The organism is Pseudomonas sp. WS 5078, assembly GCF_012985745.1.
In the GTDB taxonomy this organism is placed as follows: domain Bacteria; phylum Pseudomonadota; class Gammaproteobacteria; order Pseudomonadales; family Pseudomonadaceae; genus Aquipseudomonas; species Aquipseudomonas lundensis_A.
The window spans coordinates 99,673-117,687 of sequence record NZ_JAAQWX010000003.1 but is presented as its reverse complement, the minus strand read 5'-3'; the positions used below and the strand labels follow the sequence as shown (position 1 = coordinate 117,687).

At 55.3% G+C, this 18,015-nt stretch carries 16 protein-coding genes and 1 pseudogene; 3 read left to right on the top strand and 14 right to left on the bottom strand.

Translation table 11 applies throughout. The features are described 5' to 3' along the window. Nucleotides 1-71 precede the first annotated feature (71 nt). The 3 genes and pseudogenes from HBN68_RS05925 to HBN68_RS05915 all read right to left on the bottom strand — a co-directional run. Nucleotides 72-1,682 carry an NAD(P)/FAD-dependent oxidoreductase gene (locus HBN68_RS05925; RefSeq protein ID WP_169963248.1) on the bottom strand — a complete coding sequence of 537 codons (1,611 nt, stop codon included), beginning with the start codon at nucleotides 1,680-1,682 and terminating at the stop codon, nucleotides 72-74. A 116-nt stretch (nucleotides 1,683-1,798) separates the two neighbouring features. Further along, entirely contained in the window at nucleotides 1,799-2,470 is a 672-nt protein-coding gene (locus HBN68_RS05920; protein WP_169963250.1) for a hypothetical protein, read from the bottom strand. A gap of 59 nt (nucleotides 2,471-2,529) precedes the next feature. After that, nucleotides 2,530-2,688 (bottom strand): annotated as a pseudogene (locus tag HBN68_RS05915) (short chain dehydrogenase); the annotation flags it as partial. 192 nt (nucleotides 2,689-2,880) lie between these two features. Here HBN68_RS05915 and HBN68_RS05910 point away from each other — a divergent pair. Together HBN68_RS05910 and HBN68_RS05905 are read left to right on the top strand one after the other, a co-directional pair. After that, nucleotides 2,881-3,363, top strand: coding sequence for an Hcp family type VI secretion system effector (locus HBN68_RS05910; protein ID WP_169963252.1), 483 nt, complete (start codon nucleotides 2,881-2,883; stop codon nucleotides 3,361-3,363). After that, nucleotides 3,364-4,086 (top strand): DUF4225 domain-containing protein, encoded by a 723-nt coding sequence (locus tag HBN68_RS05905; protein WP_169963254.1) that lies wholly within the window; start codon nucleotides 3,364-3,366, stop codon nucleotides 4,084-4,086. Between the two features lie 574 nt (nucleotides 4,087-4,660). Here HBN68_RS05905 and HBN68_RS05900 read toward each other — a convergent pair. From HBN68_RS05900 to HBN68_RS05860, 9 genes are all read right to left on the bottom strand, one after another. Next, nucleotides 4,661-5,170 carry a DoxX family protein gene (locus tag HBN68_RS05900; RefSeq protein ID WP_094993612.1) on the bottom strand — a complete coding sequence of 170 codons (510 nt, stop codon included), beginning with the start codon at nucleotides 5,168-5,170 and terminating at the stop codon, nucleotides 4,661-4,663. Next, nucleotides 5,167-5,943: a DNA-binding domain-containing protein gene (locus HBN68_RS05895; protein ID WP_169963256.1), complete on the bottom strand. Its 777-nt coding sequence runs from the start codon at nucleotides 5,941-5,943 to the stop codon at nucleotides 5,167-5,169. The genes HBN68_RS05900 and HBN68_RS05895 overlap by 4 nt, the downstream gene beginning before the upstream one ends. Continuing rightward, entirely contained in the window at nucleotides 5,940-6,818 is an 879-nt protein-coding gene (locus HBN68_RS05890) for a DUF692 domain-containing protein (RefSeq protein WP_169963258.1), read from the bottom strand. The genes HBN68_RS05895 and HBN68_RS05890 overlap by 4 nt, the downstream gene beginning before the upstream one ends. Before the next feature lie 22 nt (nucleotides 6,819-6,840). Continuing rightward, a complete protein-coding gene (locus HBN68_RS05885; protein ID WP_169963260.1) occupies nucleotides 6,841-7,149 on the bottom strand; it encodes a DUF2282 domain-containing protein in 309 nt (102 codons plus the stop codon). 236 nt (nucleotides 7,150-7,385) lie between these two features. After that, nucleotides 7,386-8,087: an ABC transporter ATP-binding protein gene (locus HBN68_RS05880; protein WP_169963262.1), complete on the bottom strand. Its 702-nt coding sequence runs from the start codon at nucleotides 8,085-8,087 to the stop codon at nucleotides 7,386-7,388. After that, nucleotides 8,088-8,855 (bottom strand): high-affinity branched-chain amino acid ABC transporter ATP-binding protein LivG, encoded by a 768-nt coding sequence (gene livG / locus HBN68_RS05875; protein WP_169963264.1) that lies wholly within the window; start codon nucleotides 8,853-8,855, stop codon nucleotides 8,088-8,090. Continuing rightward, on the bottom strand, nucleotides 8,852-10,108 hold the full coding sequence (locus HBN68_RS05870; RefSeq protein ID WP_094993608.1) for a high-affinity branched-chain amino acid ABC transporter permease LivM: 1,257 nt from the start codon (nucleotides 10,106-10,108) through the stop codon (nucleotides 8,852-8,854). The genes livG and HBN68_RS05870 overlap by 4 nt, the downstream gene beginning before the upstream one ends. Further along, complete coding sequence (livH, locus tag HBN68_RS05865) at nucleotides 10,105-11,028, bottom strand: high-affinity branched-chain amino acid ABC transporter permease LivH (RefSeq protein ID WP_047274097.1); 924 nt, start codon at nucleotides 11,026-11,028, stop codon at nucleotides 10,105-10,107. Before livH ends, HBN68_RS05870 begins: the two co-directional genes overlap by 4 nt. 248 nt (nucleotides 11,029-11,276) lie before the next feature. Then, the gene (locus tag HBN68_RS05860) at nucleotides 11,277-12,398 is read right to left on the bottom strand and encodes a branched-chain amino acid ABC transporter substrate-binding protein (protein WP_169963266.1); all 1,122 of its coding nucleotides are present in this window, start codon (nucleotides 12,396-12,398) and stop codon (nucleotides 11,277-11,279) included. A gap of 363 nt (nucleotides 12,399-12,761) precedes the next feature. On the opposite strand from HBN68_RS05860, the gene HBN68_RS05855 reads away from it, so the two are divergent. Then, nucleotides 12,762-13,067, top strand: a complete 306-nt coding sequence (locus HBN68_RS05855; protein ID WP_094993606.1) for a DUF2288 domain-containing protein — start codon at nucleotides 12,762-12,764, stop codon at nucleotides 13,065-13,067. Nucleotides 13,068-13,212: 145 nt separating this feature from the next. Here HBN68_RS05855 and HBN68_RS05850 read toward each other — a convergent pair whose 3' ends face one another. Both HBN68_RS05850 and HBN68_RS05845 read right to left on the bottom strand, forming a co-directional pair. Further along, a complete protein-coding gene (locus tag HBN68_RS05850; RefSeq protein WP_094993605.1) occupies nucleotides 13,213-15,396 on the bottom strand; it encodes a hypothetical protein in 2,184 nt (727 codons plus the stop codon). 213 nt (nucleotides 15,397-15,609) lie between these two features. After that, nucleotides 15,610-17,814: an EAL domain-containing protein gene (locus HBN68_RS05845; protein ID WP_169963268.1), complete on the bottom strand. Its 2,205-nt coding sequence runs from the start codon at nucleotides 17,812-17,814 to the stop codon at nucleotides 15,610-15,612. Between the last annotated feature and the right edge of the window lie 201 nt (nucleotides 17,815-18,015).

Genomic DNA, 18,015 nt, shown 5'->3' with positions numbered 1-18,015 from the left:
CCCTTTGCCGTTGATGGCTCAAACAGGACTGTCGATCCGTTCTGAGCGGCTTGGCAGTAGCACTGCCCGTTTTAAGCGTCGATGCCCAGCAGATCGCGAGCAACCGCCTCAGCGATGCGAATACCGTCCACGCCCGCTGACAGAATGCCGCCTGCATAACCGGCGCCTTCACCTGCCGGGTACAGACCTTTGACGTTGAGACTTTGCATTGAGGCGTCGCGGGTCATGCGCAAGGGCGATGAGGTGCGAGTCTCGATCCCGGTCAGGATCGCGTCATGCATCGAGAAGCCTTTGATTTGCTTCTCGAACGCTGGCAAGGCTTCGCGGATGGCTTCGATGGCGTAATCCGGCAAGGCCAGCGCCAGGTCACCCAGCGAAACGCCCGGCTTGTACGACGGTTCGACGCTGCCCAGCGCGGTGGAGGGTTTGCCGGCAATAAAATCGCCAACCAGCTGTGCCGGTGCTTCGTACGTGCTGCCACCCAGAACGTAGGCGTGGGCTTCGAGGCGCTCTTGCAGCTCAATACCAGCCAAAGGCCCGCCCGGGTAGTCTTCGGGGGTGATGCCGACGACGATGCCGGAGTTGGCATTGCGCTCGTTACGCGAGTACTGGCTCATGCCGTTGGTCACCACTCGGCCGGGTTCGCTGGTGGCCGCCACAACCGTACCGCCGGGGCACATGCAGAAGCTGTACACCGAACGACCGTTTTTGGCGTGGTGCACCAGTTTGTAGTCGGCTGCGCCCAACTTCGGGTGGCCGGCATATTTGCCCAGGCGTGCACTGTCGATCAACGATTGCGGGTGTTCAATACGGAAACCCACCGAGAACGGTTTGGCCTCCATGTACACGCCGCGTGCGTGCAGCATGCGGAAGGTGTCACGCGCACTGTGGCCCAGCGCCATGATGACGTGGCGTGCATTCAGTTGCTCGCCATCGGCCAGTACCACACCGGTCAATTGACCGTTGTCGATCATTACGTCGGTCACACGCTGTTGAAAGCGAACTTCGCCGCCCAGGGCCTCGATCTGCTGACGCATGTTTTCCACCACACCTGTCAGACGGAACGTCCCGATATGCGGCTTGCTGACGTAGAGGATTTCTTCGGGGGCGCCGGCTTTCACAAACTCGTGCAGCACCTTGCGGCCGTGGTGTTGCGGGTCCTTGATCTGGCTGTACAGCTTGCCGTCAGAGAACGTCCCCGCACCGCCTTCACCAAATTGCACGTTGGATTCGGGGTTCAGGACGTTCTTACGCCACAGGCCCCACGTGTCTTTGGTGCGCTGACGTACTTCCGGGCCACGTTCAAGAATGATGGGCTTGAAGCCCATCTGAGCCAGCAGCAGGCCTGCAAAAATACCGCACGGACCGAACCCGACCACAATCGGGCGTTCGGTCAGGTCCTGCGGCGCCTTGCCGACTACCTTGTAGCTGACGTCCGGTGCAGGATTGACGTTGCGATCATCGGCAAATTTGAGCAGCAACGGTGCTTCATCACGCACCGACAGGTCGATGGTGTAGATGAAGCACAGTTCGGAGGATTTTTTGCGCGCATCGTAGCTGCGCTTGAACAAGGTGAAATCGATCAGGTCATCATCCGCGATGCCCAGGCGCTGCACGATGGCAGGGCGCAGGTCTTCTTCGGGATGGTCGATTGGCAACTTGAGTTCGGTAATTCGTAACATGACGGTGGTCCAGTATTGGGGCCAGGTTTACCCCGGCAGCCATAGACCGGCGATTATAGGCTGCTTCGGGGTGAATCCGTCAGGCTTAAACGGCAATGTTCAGTAACCGTCGTCGGTTAGTCGTTGCGTGCGCCCCCGAAATAACCGCAGCCGCGCTGGACCTGACCGTTGACCCGGAGTTCGGCACCCAAATGCTGCACACTGCCATTAACGCTGTCGGTGCACCGTTGCGGCGCCACCCAGAGCTCGATGCGTTGGTTGTTGGCTTCGGTGGACAGATAAAAACGCCCGTCGCCGACTTGTTCTTCCACGTACGGCAGCGCCAGAGGTGGCTGGCCTTCGCGGGTCAATTCCATGCCCTTGCTGCCAGCGCGGACTTCCCACGCCGGACCGTTGCCGTTGGCATGCACGGTCAGTTGCTTGAAGTTCGGATCTTTGCAGGCCGTGCTGCTGCGCTCAAGGCGATAGAGCTGTTTGACGTTGACCTCGCCATCCGAGCCGGCGGCTTTGCTTGCAATGAATTGGCCGCGAATATCTGCGAAAAGGGCCTCGGGCTTGAGCGGCATGTCTGCAGCATCTTGTACGAGCGTGGTGTTTTCGCTGTCACGTACGACGTAACGCTGTTGTCCGATACAGGGCTGGAAGACCAGCTCACCGTTGGTCGAGATCAACTCGCCTTGCAGGCGCGACAAACCCGCATGGTTGTCCATGGGTTTGCTGTTAAGCAATTGGCAGCCCGCGAACACGGGGAGCAGGGCGACTAAAACTAAGGAACGGGCGACACGCATCTTCAGGTCTCCTGACAAGTGCCGCCACGTTACTCAGGCTCGCCTGCCATCACAAGTGTTTAGCCGACCTGATACGTCTGGCCGGTGTGCAGACCTTCAACACTTTTTGCATAGGCTAATGCTACCTCGGCTGCCGGCACCGGCTTGAACCCTCGAAAGTACGGAGCGTAATGATCCATGGCTTCTTCCAGTACGGTGGGACTGACCGAGTTCACACGTTGATAGCGGCGGCTTTTGCGAAACCGCCTTGACACGGTAGAGGGGGGGCTTGGCAGATCACCCATTCTGAACAGGGATTTATTGGGTGGCACTACTCTTGAATACACCACTTTTTATATTTCGGAGAAGTCCTACAAGTCGCATTAAGCTCTTGAATTAGCCTGTTCAGCTTATTTAAAGGAGTGGCGTGAATGGCTAACCAAGGTTACATGACCATTATCGGCAAGGCGCAAGGCCTTATTTCGGCGGGGTGTTCAACCCAAGAATCGATTGGCAATAAATGCCAGTCTGCACACGCCGATGAAATTATGGTGCTTTCTTACAATCACAATATGGCCAATTTGGGGAATATTGACAGGCCAACACATAAACCCATTCTGATTACAAAGAACGTTGATAAATCGTCGCCTTTACTCGCTCAAGCGCTCTCAAGTAGAGAGGAGATAAACGGCGTTATTCACTTTTATCGCATTTCTTCATTTGGATTGCAGGAAAAATTTTACACAGTTGAGATCAAAGGCGGTGTTGTTGTCGATCTCACACTCGATATGCCCCATGCCGTTTTACAAAATGACTTCGAACCCCAAGAGCATCTTGCAATTCGATACCGCTACATTACTTGGACTCACCATTTGGCAGGGACCAGTGGGTACAGTTCATGGAGAGATGAGTAAATGAGCCCTTCAGAGGATGGCTGTTTTCCCAGCAGTTGCGATTACTGGATCGTTAGTCAGGCCGCTGCGAATTTGGCAAAACAAGCCTGCACACTTGGCGCTCGGCACATTCAAGATGGCACACTGCGTATTCAATTCAATCGTGAGGTCTCCTATTACGCACGAGGTATTGTTAATGATGTTGCTTTGGGAAATAAGAGCCCAGAGGAGGGGCTGCAGGACATAAAAAATGAACAGAGCAGCCTCCTTAGTCAATCATTGGAAGTCGCTCAAAAAGGTGTTGCTGCAATCGCAGGTGCACTTCAAATCGCAGCGGGTGCCGGGATGTGCTATGCCTCAGCTGGTACGCTCTGTGTCTTTGCTGGAGGACCGTTGATGGCTCATGGGGCCAACAATGTGTATGAAAACGGGCGAAATTTATGGGAAGGACGCTCTGATACACAGGGGCCACTTAGAAAGGGGTATCAGAAGCTGGCTAACCTAATGGGGGGCAGCGCTTTCGAGGGTGATATGGCTTACGGGACTTTGGAGTTGGGACTTTCCGCCTACGGCGTCGGTCGGTTGGTATTAAAGCCTGATGCATGGCGCTTGTTCAGGTATGTGCGCACCGATTATGTGCGAGGGTATGAAAATGCGAGTAAAACGGCGTTGTCATTTGAAGTGTTATCGAATGGTGTGACAATAAAATCTATGTACTCGGATGCCAGAGATAATGATGAATAACGCGCTCCTTGTGTCGATGCTCTATTTGTTTGCTTCGGTTGTTGTTTTTTTGGTTTTTTTTGCGACGTCCAGAGCGATATCGGGGCGAAGGTTTAAAGTGGCCCGGTTCTGGTTGTTTTTTGTATGGGTCATGCTTTGGGGGATGGTTCAGTTAAATGTAGCGCGCCATGGTTATATTTATTTCGTTCCTTCTTCCAACGTCATTATTGAAGGTAACTATATCGTCCGATGGGTCGCATTTATAAGTGCTGTGCTTCAAGCCGTTTGCATCCCAACTCGAGAAAAACCTCGGCGTTTTCTGTCTCAAAAATAGACGTGTACCTAAAGCGTTGTGCGTGAATGTCGACGTCTTGCTGACATCATGGCCCCTTGATTTGCCCTGTGGACGGTGTTTGTCGCCGCCAACATTAATACGGTGGCCGCTTGTAATTTATTACCATCCCCTATGCCAGCATGCTCAATACCGATCGGTCTGATGCGCTTGTGCAGTGCGTTTGCGTCATGACCTCAAGCGCACGCACATATGGGTGGATTACCTTGTGAGTTGGTTTCAACGCACTGCCTCGACCTGCGATCAGCCTTGACGATAACGCCGCGCCAGCCAGTGGTCGATGGAAAGGGTGCCCGGTCCCCGCGCCATCAGGTACAGCAAAATCGTGGCCCACGTTCCGTGCGTGGCGTAGGCATCGGGGTAAACGAACAGTTGAATGGTCATGGTCATGCCCAGCAGCGCCAACGCTGAAAAGCGGGTCGCCAGGCCCACCAAAATCAGCACGGGGAATAGGTGTTCGCAGACGGTCGCCGCGTAAGCGGCGAACTCCGCAGGCAGCAATGGCACCTTGTACTCGTGGCTGAACAAGTACAGCGCTGAATCGGCCAAGTGGGGTTGTCCCCACTCGACAGTGCCGGACACCACGTCCAGTGCAAAGCCTTCAACCTTGGTTTGCCCCGACTTCCAGAACACAGCGGCGATGGAGAAGCGCGCAATTAACGCTATCAGGGAGTGGGGAATGCGTTGCAGAGCACGGGTTGTATGTGCCCATAAACGACCGATTCTGCAGGAATATTCTGTAAACGTGTTCATAACGTTACCTCATGGGCGTGCTGCACTTCGGTGATGGCGCCCATACTGATGAGCAGTGCCAGGCACTGGCTCAAGTCAAATCCGGGATCGGCGTGCAGGGCATTGTCAGCAGCTTGACCAAGAGGGCAGTGGGTTTTCAAAAGTCGAATAAACGCTACGCTCCCTGAGCTGACCGCAAACACTTCTACGTTCAAACCATGACGCAGCACCAGCGCACTTTGCGGCTGGCTGGGGTCCAGTCCCTGAAGGTGTCCGCTGTTCTGGTGCGCAATCCACAGGGAGGCCACGGTATACGGGGAATGCAGGGTGGCCACACTCGGGTGCAACGTCATGCGCAGTTGTTCCAGGGTAGCGGGATTGGCCAATGCCCGCGCAAGGGCCTGCGGGTTCAAAGGCAGGGCATCGGCGGCGTGATATGCCTGAACACAGAGCCATTCCAAGCGTGCGACATCAGCGAGATACGGCAGGCTATTGGCCGGGGCAAAATCTTGAATGAACTCCGCAAAGCAATGCCCGTAGGTACTCATGACCGGATTGTCCGGCGGGTTTTTGTGCACGAACACGTGCGCCATGCCATGGAAGAACGCGTCTCCCACCAAGCGGGCAACCACCGGAAAACTGGCGCCCAAGGCGTTGATCAAACCGCTGAGTACGTTGTTTCGGTACACGGAAAAACGGCTCGACGCATCACTGCCAACAGGGCAAATCACACCGTGCGGGCAACTCGACTGCGGATCGAACAGGGCGGCGCTGAAGGCCTGTTGTAAGGTCATACACGCACCTTTGAGGTCTGAATCATATGATCAGCGCGTTGCGCTTCGATGAGCAGCTCGTTCAGGGCAGGTAGGTGATTATCCCGTTCAATCAGGGTCGCCATGGGACCGATACGCTTCAATACCTGCCCATAAAGGGCCCAGACGGCGCTATCAACGGCTGCACCATGGTTGTCGATCAACAGGCGCTGGCCCTGACTGTCGGTGTCTTCGGCAAAACCTGCCAGATGAAGTTCGCCGACGGCCTGTAATGGCAGGGCGTCGATATAGGCAATCGGATCACGGCGATGATTGATGCAGGACACGTACACATTGTTCACATCCAGCAACAGGCCACAGCCGGTGCGCTGTATGACGTGATGAATAAATGCAGCTTCGTCGTAGTCGGCCTGATCGAATTCGACGTAGGTTGCCGGGTTTTCCAGCAGCATGGGCCGTCGCAGGACGTTTTGTACGTGATCGATATGCTCACAGACCCGCGTCAACGTCGCGTCGTCATAGCGCAATGGCAGCAGGTCATTGAGAAACCACTGACCATGGGTGGACCACGCCAGGTGTTCAGAGAATTGTTCAGGCTCATAGCGGTCGAGCAGGGTACGCAATCGCAATAAATGGGCTTGATCCAGCACCCCCTCGCAGCCAATGGACAGACCTACCCCGTGGATCGACAGGGGATAGTGCTCCCGAATCAAGCTCAAATAATGGTGAAAGGGGCCTCCGGCGACCATGTAGTTTTCGGCATGAACTTCGAAGAAACCGATATCGGGCCGGGTCTCCAGAATGTCTTTGAAGTGCTCGGCCTTGAGCCCCAGCCCCGCACGTGGCGAAAGCTGGGGCGCACGAGGCGCGATGTGCGAAGCAGTCGGGCTGTGCATCATCATGGCTCAATGACGACTGTCAGGATTTGGCGGTATAAGCCGTCAACTGCCCGAAACCGGTCGGGGAGGTGGTGCTGACAGTGCGCTCGCACGTGCCTTTAGGGACCAATTTCCACGCGTTGGCCTGATGGTCGGTTTTGGCTGTGCCCGCGCAGGTAGTGCCAGCACCCGCGGCGCAGTCGTTCTTGCCTGCCATGGCGACGCCGAAGCATTTTTCCATGTCGCCCGACGCGAACGCGGTGGAGGGCAGGGCGGCCATGCTCAAGGCTGAACCCAGGGCCAGCGCCAAGGCTGCGGCGGATACAGTGCGAGTGGTTTTGTTGGACATGGTGATTCTCCGAGGTTGAGTTTTCTAGTGTGGCCAGCGCGTGTTGGCTGCCGGCTTACTTCACTAGAGAAGCGACTTCGGGTTTTATTACAGAGCAGTTGAAAAAAATGAAATGTGCCTGACAGTCAGGTTGGCAGTCGATGCATAAGCGCAGAGCAGCGGCTGTTCAACGGGCGTGAAATGACCGCTGGAAAAGAAAACGGCCCCGAAGGGCCGTTCTTGTGTCACGGGCAGGGTTAGCCGCCGAGGTAGGCGTCGCGCACTTTTGGATCGCAGAGCAACTGCTCGCCAGTGCCTTGCATCACCACCCGGCCGTTCTCCAACACGTAGGCGCGGTCGGCAATTTTCAAGGCCTGGTTGGCGTTCTGCTCTACCAGAAACACCGTCACACCTTCTCTGCGCAGCTGTTCGATGATGTCGAAAATCTGCTGAATGATGATCGGTGCCAGCCCCAGTGAGGGTTCATCGAGCAACAACAGCTTGGGTTTGCTCATCAGCGCCCGGCCAATGGCAAGCATTTGTTGTTCGCCACCGGACATGGTCCCGCCACGTTGGGTGAAACGCTCTTTGAGCCGCGGGAAAAGGTGCAGCACCTTGTCCATTTGCTCCTGGTACTCGTGCTTGTCGGTAAAAAAACCGCCCATGGCGAGGTTTTCTTCGACGGTCAGCCGAGCAAAAACACGACGTCCTTCAGGGACCACGGCGATGCTCTTGCGCATGATCTGCGCCGAACTCAACCCCACCAGTTCTTCGCCCAAGTAACGAATACTGCCGCTGTGAGCCTGTGGCGAACCGCACAGGGTCATCATCAACGTGGATTTACCCGCACCGTTAGCGCCGATCAGGGTCACGATTTCCCCCTGACGAACGTCGACGTTGACGCTGTGCAATGCCTGGATCTTGCCGTAGAAGGTTGAAACGTTTTCGAATTGCAGCATTTACGCTTCCCCCAAATAGGCTTTGATCACGTCAGGGTTGTCGCGGATCTGTTCCGGCGTGCCGTCCGCCAGCGGTGTGCCCTGATTGATGACCACGATGTGGTCAGAGATGCTCATCACCAGTTTCATGTCGTGCTCAATCAACAACACGGTGGCGTTGTGCTCTTCACGCAGCACACCGATCAGCGCCTTAAGGTCGTCGGTTTCCTTGGGGTTCAAACCGGCAGCGGGCTCGTCGAGCATCAGGATGCGCGGGCGCGTCATCATGCAGCGGGCGATTTCCAGACGCCGTTGCTGGCCGTAGGCCAAGGTGCCCGCCGGGCGGTTGGCGAACTCGGTCAGGTTGACCTTGTCCAGCCAGTACGCGGCGTATTCCATGGCCTCATGTTCGCTTTTGCGAAAGGCTGGCGTTTTGAACAGGCCTGCCAGGAAGTTGGTGTTGAGGTGACGGTGCTGAGCGATCAGCAAGTTCTCAACAGCCGTCATGTCCTTGAACAGGCGCACGTTCTGGAAAGTACGTACCACACCCTTGCGGGCAATTTCGTGACCTGGCAGGCCTTCTATCGCCTGACCGTCGAGCAAAATGCTCCCCGCCGAGGGCTTGTAGAAACCGGTCAGGCAGTTGAAGACAGTGGTTTTACCGGCCCCGTTAGGACCGATCATGGAAACCACCTGTTTTTCCTTGACGGTCAGGCCCACGCCGTTAACCGCCAACAAGCCGCCAAAGCGCATGCTCAGGCCGCTGACTTTCAGAATCTCGCGGCTCATTTTCGCAGCTCCAGGTGAGGACGTTGCATCGGTAGCAGACCTTGCGGACGCCAGATCATCATCAGCACCATCAAGGCGCCGAACAGCAGCATCCGGTATTCACTGAAGTCACGCATCATTTCCGGGAGCAGGATCATCACCACCGCAGCCAAGATCACGCCCAGCTGCGAGCCCATACCGCCGAGTACGACGATAGCCAGAATGATCGCCGACTCAAGGAAGGTGAACGATTCTGGTGTCACCAGCCCTTGGCGGGCGGCAAAGAAGCTACCGGCAAACCCGGCGAATGTTGCACCGAGGGTGAAGGCCGAAAGTTTGATTACGGTAGGGTTCAAACCCAATGCACGGCAGGCGATTTCGTCTTCACGTAGGGCTTCCCAAGCCCGGCCGATCGGCATGCGCAGCAAACGGTTGATCACGAACAGCACCAGCAGCACCAGCAGTAACGCGATCAGGTACAGGAAAATTACTTTGTTGATCGAGTTGTAGGGGATGCCGAAGTATTCGTGGAACGTTTGCATGCCCTCGGCAGCGGTGCGGTCGAAACTCAATCCGAACAGCGTGGGCTTGGGGATATTGCTGATGCCGTTGGGGCCGCCGGTGATGTCGGTCAGGTTACGCAGGAACAGGCGAATGATCTCGCCGAACCCCAGCGTCACGATGGCCAGATAGTCACCCCGCAAACGCAGGACCGGGAACCCCAGCAAAAAGCCGAAGGTGGCGGCCATTAAACCCGCCAGAGGCAGGCACACCCAGAAGCTGAAGCCGAAAAAGTGCGACAGCAACGCGTAGGTGTAGGCGCCGACGGCATAAAAACCGACATAACCCAGGTCCAGCAAGCCCGCGAGCCCCACCACGATGTTCAAGCCAAGGCCCAGCATCACGTAGATCAGGATCAGGGTCGCAATGTCCACCGCGCCACGAGAGCCGTAGAACGGCCACACCAGTGCTACCACCACCAGACCGAGAATGATCCAGCGCTGGGTGCTGGGCAATGTCAAAAAGCTTGAGGCTTTTGCAGGGACTTTTGGCAGGTTGGGCGAAGCTTTCCAGGCAGCGCTCAATTGCTGGTTGAACAACACGCGCACAAACATCAGCAACGAACAGATGGCGATCACGCTGAGCGTGAAAGTGCTGGTGTTGTGAACTTCAATGTTGATGCCGACGATGGTCAGTTTCAGACCCAGTACCGGGTAGGCCACAGCCCAGACCAACAGGGCGCTAAAGAACGCCGATTTAAGATGCCTAGTCATACTTTTTCGATCTCCGGACGCCCCAGAATGCCGGTCGGACGGAACAACAGCACCAATACCAGCAGGCCAAACGCCACAACGTCTTTGTATTGGTCGCCGAAAATATCAGCGCCAAAGGCTTCAGCTACACCCAGTACCAGCCCGCCCAGCATGGCGCCAGGAATGCTGCCGATACCCCCCAGCACGGCGGCGGTAAAGGCTTTTAGCCCCACCAGAAAACCGGCGTTGGGGTTGATCACACCGTATTGCACGCTGATCAGAACCGCCGCGACGGCGGCCAGAGCAGCACCAATCACAAAGGTCAGCGCAATCACGTTGTTGGTATTAATGCCCAGCAGGTTGGCCATCTTCATGTCTTCGGCACAGGCGCGGCAGGCGCGGCCCAAGCGTGAACGGGAGATGAACAGCGTCAGGCCCAGCATGGCAAGGAAGGTGACGATGAAGACCACAATCTGCATGTAGGAAATAACCACTTCGCTCGCGCCACCCGGCCCGAAGGTGAAGCCTCCCGGAATCAGGTTCGGGATGGATTTGTCTTTTGAGTCCTGTGACAAGAGCACCATGTTTTGCAGGAAGATCGACATACCAATGGCAGAGATCAAAGGGATCAGGCGGTTGCTGCCGCGCAACGGACGGTAGGCAACCCGTTCGATGCTGTAGCCGTAGGCACTGGTCACCACAATGCTGGCGAGGAACGCTGCCGTCATCAGCAACGGCACGCTGTCCAGCCCCATCATGGTCAGTCCGGCAATGGCGATAAACGCGATGTAGGAACCAATCATGTACACCTCGCCGTGGGCGAAGTTGATCATTCCAATAATGCCGTACACCATCGTGTAGCCGATGGCGATGAGGGCATAGGTGCTGCCAACGTTGAGGCCGTTAACCAGCATTTGGAAAAAGTGATAGATGTCAGGCATTACCAAGCTCCTAAAAACCTGAGACGCATTTCACTGGTGGAGTCATTTTCCGGGCTTGGCGGTGTGGATTTGCATCCACTTGGCGCACAAGCCTTCTCCCAGCGAACCGCTGGTGACGGTTTTAAAGATTTTCAGGTGGACAGGCTTTCGGATCACGAAAACGCAGCCCCAATTCAGTCCAACGAACGTCCGTAAAACAAAGCCCACCGCTGTGCAGTGGGCTTCGTTGTCAGATCAACACGCGGCCCTTATTGAGGGCTGACTTCGGTTTTAGGTTTGCCGAAATGCCATTCGTAGACGACGAACTTGAAGTTCTTCACGTCGCCTTTCTCGTCAAAGGTCAACTCGCCGGTAGGGGTTTTGAAAGAACCTTTGTGGATGGCTTCTGCCACTTTGGCCGGGTCTTCGCTCTTGGCTTGCGCGATACCTTGCGCAATTACTTCTACAGCCGCGTAGGCCGGAAATACGAACGGGCCGCTGGGGTCTTCTTTCTTGGCAGCAAAGGCTTCAACCAGTGGCTGGTTTGCCGGGTCCTTGTCGAAAGCCTGCGGCAGGGTTACCAGTAGCCCTTCGGAAGCGCCCTGAGCGATTTGCGAGATAGAGTCATTGCCCACGCCTTCAGGGCCCATGAACTTGACGTTCAGGCCTTTTTCTTTAGCCTGACGCAGGATTAATCCCAGTTCCGGGTGGTAACCACCGTAGTAAACGAAGTCGACATTGGCTTGCTTGAGCTTGCCAATCAGGGAGGAATAGTCTTTTTCGCCAGGGTTAATGCCTTCGAAGACCGCTACTTTCACGCCTTTGTCTTCGAGTGTTTTTTTCACCGCGCTGGCAATGCCTTCACCGTACTGCTGCTTGTCATGCACCACCGCGACGATTTTCGGTTTGACGTGATCGGCAATGTAGTTACCAGCAGCCGGACCTTGGGCACTGTCCAGACCGATGGTGCGGAACACCATTTTGTAACCACGGTTAGTGATTTCAGGGCCAGTCGCGGCCGGGGTAATCATGAGGATGCCTTCGTCTTCGTAGATGTCCGAAGCAGGCTGAGTGGAGCTGGAGCACAGGTGGCCAACCACTAATTTAACGCCGTCGTTAACCACTTTGTTTGCCACCGCGACGGCTTGCTTGGGATCGCAAGCGTCATCGTATTCAACGGCTTCAAGCTTTTTGCCGTCTACTCCGCCTTTGGCGTTGATCTGCTCAATGGCCATCTTGGCGCCCGAGAACTGCATGTCGCCATACTGGGTCAGAGGGCCGGTCTTGGCGCCGGCAATACCGATCTTGATGGTGTCTGCGGCAAACGAATGGCTGGCAACGCCGGCCAACACCATAGCGGCAAACAGTTTAGTCATGTGCTTAATAGCCATCTTTATTGTTGCTCCACTCTTCTGTTGTAATTTTTATAGTCCTGGAAGCCAAGGCAGCCGGACCGGGTCTGTTTCTGAGCGAAAATCCCGGCCAATCCCCCCTGCAACTGTACCGGTACAGTGTAGAGCGGCCCTTCAGCGATTGAATAGCGGGCTGAAGCGTGAAAAACCGGGAAATGTCGCCTTAACGAAAGAAAGAGACAGAATGGCGGCTAAATTCAGGGAGGTTTTTTAACAGAATGTTGCTATCTCCCCCTTTCGCGCCTCGTTCCCGTCGCTTTCTTCGTTCTCCCTCCTGAATCAGGGTTTTTCTACCAGGTCAGCAGCGCTATCATTGCGCCCATTTTTTACCTGGTGGACCCCATGATCGAAGAACCTAGCACCCTCTATGCCAAGCTGCTCGGCGAGACCTCAACAATCGAATGGAAAGCCTTGGAAAAGTTTTTCGCCAAAGGCGAATTGTTGTGGGTCAGCGATGATTTGGACCTGATCGAAGCGGCGCAGGCTGTGAGCCAGGATGAGGCAGGGAAAGTGGCGCAGTGGATGGCCGAGGGAGCCCTCGACAAATTGTCTGATACGCAGGCGTTAGACTTTGCCAAGCGTGATCCGGTGCTATGGGCGGTGGTGGTTTCGCCCTGGATCATGGTCCAGGAAAGGGCAGCAATTTAATTTTCCGCACCAAAATCGGGCGATCCTGGTGCCAATATGACCACCCCGAAGTGTGTAGGCCAGTAACCGGTTGCTCGATAGTGGCCAGTTGCCGTAGAGAAACGCCACAGTTGCCGCTGTGGCGTTTTTTTTCTGTCGCGCAGCCTCAGTACGCGGTTTTCCCGGTGTGGCTGTTGAGCGAAATAATCCGTGTTTTACCGATGCGATGGCGATAGATCTCGCGCAGGTACTTGATGGCTTTTTTTACGCAGTCCCGTGAAAGGCGGATGTCATTGATCGAGACAAACTTGTCTTTGTCGTTAATCAGCTCGCGGTACTTTTTCTCGTACATCGGTTTGATGGCGTACCAGTTGGTGTCGAGAATTTTCGCCGGGTTTTCGAATTCGTTGAGCAACTCATCGATCCGGCTTTCATCGAAATGCTCCCCGGTGATGAACTCCAGCACCGAGTCGTCCAGCGTGTCATCAAACCGGTAAGGATTACGGGCAAAGCAGCGTTTGATAAATGCCACTATCAACGTCAGAAAATCATCCGACAGGCATGGGCTTTTCGCGATCAGGGTGGTCAACGACAGGTTGGCCGAGGCGCCGATCACCAGCGCATACCGCTTGAGGGTGGTGTTGGGGAACAGGCTGTTGAGGTGGGTCTTGAGACGGTTCAAGTCCATGTATGACAGCTTGTAATCCTTGGGCAGGGACACGATGGACACCACCGATGAGCAGTTCTTGAAGAAGTGCAGGTCGTGCAGGGCGGCAGCGTCATAGCCCGAGTGCTTGTATTGCTCCAGCGCTGCCCGGTAGCGCTGGGATTCGATGGGCAACAGGCTGATGCCCTCGATGGCTTGGGTGTCCTTGTTGAAGTGCGGCAAATCGATGGAGCGGAAAAACAGGTCATCAATGTCCAGCCGCGGCGGCTCTTTTTCGAACACTTTGAATTTGTCCGTGCCCGGCACAGGTTGCTCCGGCACGACCGATTCCGCGTAGGCAATCGCCACAGGCCCGGCGAGGCTCATGAACAGGTCGTTAGCGTCGAGGCGGATGGTTTCACCAATATCAATACCGGCGCGTCGGAAGTAATTCTGGTCGTAGTCAGTAGTGACCGCCTGAGCAGTCAGAATGTTGAAGATCTGTTGCGAGATATATTGGTTGGCGTGCTTTTCCATCGCGTTGACGTCGATGTTCTGAATCGTGCCGTCATCGCTTTGTTCGGCATAACGCATGATGTCGTTGGAAATCAGCATCATGGCGTTCCAGGGGCGAATGCGCCCCATGACACTGGCTTCACTGCAGTCTTCGTTATCGAAGTTGTATGAAAAGTCCCATTCTTCGGACAGGTACTTGCATAACAGGCGACCGGCGTTGATGTGCAGCGCCTCGGACATTTCGCTGCGGTGATCCGAGATGTTCGGCAGCACGCAAATGCCGCTGGTGAAGATGGGCTCGAAGACAAAGGCGTGGCCGCTTTTGCTGTCGTGCTCGTCGGCCGGTTTAGTGTCGAAGGTTTTGTTCATGTACGAAAACTGTTGCGCCAGGCCGAACTCCGAGGCCATGCCCGAGCCTGTACCGCCGCCGGCGCTGAAGATCGAGAAATACAAGCGTGACTGGTTAGCCTTGATACCGCAGGAGTCGATCAGGTAGGAGTGGATCAGTTTCCAGTCCGGGCTGGAAAAGCGCTGAGCATCTTTGTTGAGAATGATCTTGGCCAAGTACTGACCCAAAATAGGTGCATTACCCGCGCCGCCAGCGTGAACTTCCGACAAATCCATGATCTTCATCTTGCTGTAATCGCGGATGAAGTTACTTTTTTCGCTCTTGCGCGAAAAACGGATACGCCCGGCGATGTCCTTGTCCAGATCCCCCAACAGCACCAGCGGCTCCACCAGAAATACCGGTTTGGCCGGTTTGTTGTGCACCAGGCGCAGGTTATTGCGAATCCATTGTCCGGGGCTGTAGCGCTTGTCTTCGTGACGCGGGTCTACCGTGTTGAATTCGTTGAGATAGAACTTGCGTGCGTTGTACACCAACTCGGCCACATCCAGGGCAATGTTGGAGCCGCAACGGCCCAGCCCGATCAGGCACACCGAAGGGAATTGCTGGTCGGCACGGCTTTCGCTGTCACCCTCAACCAGTTCCGGTTGTGGGAAGACGATATCCCGCAAGCCGTCAAGGTTTTCGAGGATCCGGTCGGTATTGGTTTCGGTGAAGTAGAGGTATTGCTGGGTAGCCAGTGGCTGCTGACTTGAGTAACTGTTCGATGAACGTTGGGGCTCGTTTATTGTTTTCAGAGACACGTCAGAGACCAAGGGTGTCGCATTATTGTTCGACGTCATTGTTTGCCATCTGTCAGGGCTGGACGACTGTTGAGGAACATTCAACAGGCCAATACGGGGGTGGTAATCGCGTATTTACGGGGCGATCAGGCGTTCGCGGCGCGTCATCCCTATTTTGTATAAGGGTTTTAAACGGCGCGGATAGAAAAGAATCGGCCTGAACCGGAGGTTCTTTAATGACTGTTTTCAAGCCATGGCAAGGATGCTGGCAATTTACTGGCTTGAGAGCTGAAACGTACTGAAATCCAGGCTCGCCAGCGTGTTTTTATTGAGCTGCTGCAGCAGCGCGTGCAGTTCTTCAAACGGCACGGGGCGACTCAACAGGTAACCCTGAATAAAGTCACAGTTGTACTGATTGAGGAAGGCGAATTGCTGGTGAGTTTCAACGCCCTCAGTCACCACTTGCAGGTGCAGGGTATGGGCCATGACGATGATGGCCTGAACGATCTCCATGTCCTGGTTGGAGTTGGGGATGTCTTGAATGAAGGACCGATCAATCTTCAACGTGTTCAGTGGCAGGCGCTTTAAGTAGGCAAGGGAAGAGTAGCCGGTGCCAAAGTCGTCTATGGACAGTAAGACGCCCAACGCGCGGATCTGGCGCAGTAATTGCGAAGTGTTGTTGATATTGCCCATCAACGCGTTTTCAGTGACCTCAAGCTCCAGGCGACTGGCACTCAGGCCGCTTGAGCGCAGGGCGCTTTCAACTTCGTCAGCCAGCTCGACGCGTACCAGATTCAGCGCCGAGCAGTTAACGGCGACGCTGATATCCGTCCAACCCAGTGCCGTCAGGGTTGCCAAGTCCTGGCAAGCTTTGCGCAGTACCCAATTGTCGAGTTCGGCGATCAGGCCGTTGGCTTCAGCAATGTGTATGAAACGCTCCGGCCCCAGCAACCCGTGCTCGGGATGTTGCCAGCGCACCAAGGCTTCAAGCTTGGCGACCAAGCCTGTTTTCAGATCGAAAATAGGCTGATAGTGCAGAAACAATCCGTGATCGCCGCGCATTGCCATGCGCAGTTCCTCCTCTATCTGCAATTCAAGCGAAGCACGGGCTTTAAGGTTTGAGCTGAAGAAATGCAGGCTGTTGCGCCCGGCGTCCTTGGATTGATACAGCGCAAGGTCAGCATGCTTGAGAAGCTCATCAATTGTGTTGCCATCATCGGGGAATACGCTGATCCCGATACTGGTCGTCATCACCATGTTGCGGCCCGCCAGCTCAATCGGCTCTTTCATTTTGAGCATGATCCGCTGGGCCATGTTTCGCGCTTCTTCGCGGCTGTTCAGGCTGAACAGAATGCAGAACTCATCGCCGCCAAAACGCGCCACCACGTCTTCATGATTACGCGTCGCACTTTTGATTTGCGCGGCAATCACTTTGAGAAGCTCATCACCCGCATCGTGACCCAGGCTGTCGTTAATACGCTTGAAGTGGTCAATGTCGAGAAACATCACGGCCAGCATGCTGTTGTTACTGGCACGCTCAATCAGCTTTTCGGCAAACAGTTGATTAAAGCCCCGACGGTTGATCAAGTTGGTCAGCGGATCGTAATGCGCCACTTGCTGCAATGACGCGCGCGCCTGGTCCAACTGGCTAAGCAGCGCGTTGACTCGTCTCAGGTCATGCTCTTTGAGTTGCAGTTTTTTGTCGACCAACGCGGCGCTGATACTGCTGCCGATTAGCAGCAGGGTAATCAGTGCCACCGTCAATGCCAGTTGCCAGTGATTGTTTTCAATCGTCACCTGAAACGCGCCCTCTGGCGGGGTATAGGTGTGCATGGCCCACATGCCGATGAAGTGAACGCTGAGGATGGCCAGACCGGCTGCCAGACTGATGAAGTATTTGAAGAACTGATAGGCCAGACCGCTGGTGCCGCGCAGTGAGCGGGCCAGCATCAAGGTGGCATAACTTGCTGCTACGGCAATCAGCAGCGACAGCGCGAACAGCACAGGGTCGTACTGCTGCAAATGGCTGGAGTGCATGGCCGACATGCCCACGTAATGCATGGTGCAAATGCCTAAGCCGAAAACGAGCGCTGCAAGTATCAGGCGGCGGCGTGTGACAGGGGTCTGAAGAAGAGCCAGCATGGCAATCGCGGCTGAGAGCAGGGCGATAAACAGCGAGCCTATGGTGATGCCCAAGTCGTAATGGACGTTGAGCGGGGATTCGAAAGCGAGCATGCAGATGAAGTGCATGGCCCAAATACCGCCTGCTAACGAGCTGGCCCCTATCCAGCGCCATACGGTTTTGGCTGCAGGTTTTTCTGCGTTGCACGCCCGCTCATACATATGCAACGTAGCGAGGCAGGCCGCGCAGGCGACCAGGAAGGCCAGGACCACCAGGTACGGGTTATGGCTGCTCGTCATCAGCAGTTGCCCGCCAGCGGTGTTGTCTCCAATAAACTGCAATCCCAGCCATTCCATTGCATGCCTCAACACTGAGTGCAGGGTACTAGTCGTCAGGCGCTAGCTTGCTCTGAAGTGTAGAAGGTGGAATGTAGGAAAAAAGAATGATGGCAAGATGATGCTTATCATTTTGCTATGACAGGATTTTTTTTTATAACCAGACAGCCAAGACGGCTGCCGCGTTGCGTTGCAGCACTTAATTGGCCGTTGTAATAAGGG